The following is a 2,710-nucleotide window of genomic DNA, read 5'->3' on the forward strand; positions in this document are numbered from 1 at the left end:
CGAAGCGAACGCGGCGAACTGAAACATCTAAGTAGCTGCAGGAAAAGAAATCAACCGAGATTCCCAAAGTAGTGGCGAGCGAAATGGGAAGAGCCTGCACGTGATAGTCGGACTGATAGTGGAATGCTCTGGAAATGGCAGCCATAGCGGGTGATAGCCCCGTACACGAAATCAGACCGGTGGTACTAAGCGTGCGACAAGTAGGGCGGGACACGAGAAATCCTGTCTGAAGATGGGGGGACCATCCTCCAAGGCTAAATACTCGTAATCGACCGATAGTGAACCAGTACCGTGAGGGAAAGGCGAAAAGAACCCCGGGAGGGGAGTGAAATAGATCCTGAAACCGTGTGCATACAAACAGTAGGAGCCTCCTTGTGGGGTGACTGCGTACCTTTTGTATAATGGGTCAGCGACTTACATTCAGTGGCGAGGTTAACCAAATAGGGGAGCCGTAGAGAAATCGAGTCCGAACAGGGCGCTAGTCGCTGGGTGTAGACCCGAAACCAAGTGATCTACCCATGGCCAGGTTGAAGGTGCGGTAACACGCACTGGAGGACCGAACCCACTAATGTTGAAAAATTAGGGGATGAGCTGTGGGTAGGGGTGAAAGGCTAAACAAACTTGGAAATAGCTGGTTCTCTCCGAAAACTATTTAGGTAGTGCCTCAAGTATCACCACCGGGGGTAGAGCACTGTTATGGCTAGGGGGTCATCGCGACTTACCAAACCATTGCAAACTCCGAATACCGGTGAGTGCGAGCTTGGGAGACAGACATCGGGTGCTAACGTCCGGTGTCAAGAGGGAAACAACCCAGACCGCCAGCTAAGGTCCCAAAGATTGGCTAAGTGGAAAACGAAGTGGGAAGGCTAAAACAGTCAGGATGTTGGCTTAGAAGCAGCCATCATTTAAAGAAAGCGTAATAGCTCACTGATCGAGTCGTCCTGCGCGGAAGATGTAACGGGGCTAAGCCAGTCACCGAAGCTGCGGATATGCGTAAGCATATGGTAGGAGAGCGTTCTGTAAGCCTGCGAAGGTGGCTTGTAAAGGCTGCTGGAGGTATCAGAAGTGCGAATGCTGACATGAGTAGCGATAATGGGGGTGAAAAGCCTCCACGCCGTAAGCCCAAGGTTTCCTGTTCAACGTTCATCGGAGCAGGGTGAGTCGGCCCCTAAGGCGAGGCAGAGATGCGTAGCTGATGGGAAGCAGGTTAATATTCCTGCACCGTCGTATGATGCGATGGGGGGACGGATCGCGGAAGGTTGTCTGACTGTTGGAATAGTCAGTTTCTGGTTCATAGAAGGTGCTTAGGCAAATCCGGGCACGTAATTCAAGGGACTGGGACGAGTGAACTTGTTCACGAAGCAATCGGAAGTGGTTCCAAGAAAAGCCTCTAAGCTTCAGTCATACGAGACCGTACCGCAAACCGACACAGGTGGGCGAGATGAGTATTCTAAGGCGCTTGAGAGAACTCGGGAGAAGGAACTCGGCAAATTGGTACCGTAACTTCGGGAAAAGGTACGCCTCGGTAGCTTGACCACTTTACTGTGGAAGGGCGAAAAGGTTGCAATAAACTGGTGGCTGCGACTGTTTAATAAAAACACAGCACTCTGCAAACACGAAAGTGGACGTATAGGGTGTGACGCCTGCCCGGTGCTGGAAGATTAAATGATGGGGTGCAAGCTCTTGATTGAAGTCCCAGTAAACGGCGGCCGTAACTATAACGGTCCTAAGGTAGCGAAATTCCTTGTCGGGTAAGTTCCGACCTGCACGAATGGCGTAACGATGGCCACACTGTCTCCTCCCGAGACTCAGCGAAGTTGAAGTGTTTGTGATGATGCAATCTACCCGCGGCTAGACGGAAAGACCCCATGAACCTTTACTGTAGCTTTGCATTGGACTTTGAATCAATCTGTGTAGGATAGGTGGGAGGCTTTGAAGCGGGGACGCCAGTTCTCGTGGAGCCATCCTTGAAATACCACCCTGGTTCATTTGAGGTTCTAACCTTGGTCCGTTATCCGGATCGGGGACAGTGCATGGTAGGCAGTTTGACTGGGGCGGTCTCCTCCTAAAGTGTAACGGAGGAGTTCGAAGGTACGCTAGGTACGGTCGGACATCGTGCTAATAGTGCAATGGCATAAGCGTGCTTAACTGCGAGACCGACAAGTCGAGCAGGTACGAAAGTAGGACATAGTGATCCGGTGGTTCTGTATGGAAGGGCCATCGCTCAACGGATAAAAGGTACTCTGGGGATAACAGGCTGATTCCTCCCAAGAGTTCATATCGACGGGGGAGTTTGGCACCTCGATGTCGGCTCATCACATCCTGGGGCTGTAGCCGGTCCCAAGGGTATGGCTGTTCGCCATTTAAAGTGGTACGTGAGCTGGGTTTAAAACGTCGTGAGACAGTTTGGTCCCTATCTGCCGTGGGCGTTGGAAATTTGAAGGGGGCTGCTCCTAGTACGAGAGGACCGGAGTGGACGAACCTCTGGTGTACCGGTTGTCACGCCAGTGGCATTGCCGGGTAGCTAAGTTCGGAAGAGATAACCGCTGAAAGCATCTAAGCGGGAAACTTGCCTTAAGATGAGATTTCCCGGAGCCTTGAGCTCCTTGAAGGGTCGTTCGAGACCAGGACGTTGATAGGTCGGGTGTGGAAGTGCAGTAATGCATTAAGCTAACCGATACTAATTGCCCGTACGGCTTGTCCCTATAAC

General features: G+C 51.8%; 1 rRNA gene. It reads left to right on the forward strand.

Annotation, left to right across the window (positions count from 1 at the left end):
• Positions 1-2,705: ribosomal RNA gene (locus tag FHS03_RS27790) — 23S ribosomal RNA — on the forward strand; the annotation flags it as partial.
• Between the last annotated feature and the right edge of the window lie 5 nt (positions 2,706-2,710).

The organism is Pseudoduganella violacea (genome assembly GCF_014191875.1).
In the GTDB taxonomy this organism is placed as follows: domain Bacteria; phylum Pseudomonadota; class Gammaproteobacteria; order Burkholderiales; family Burkholderiaceae_D; genus Rugamonas; species Rugamonas violacea_A.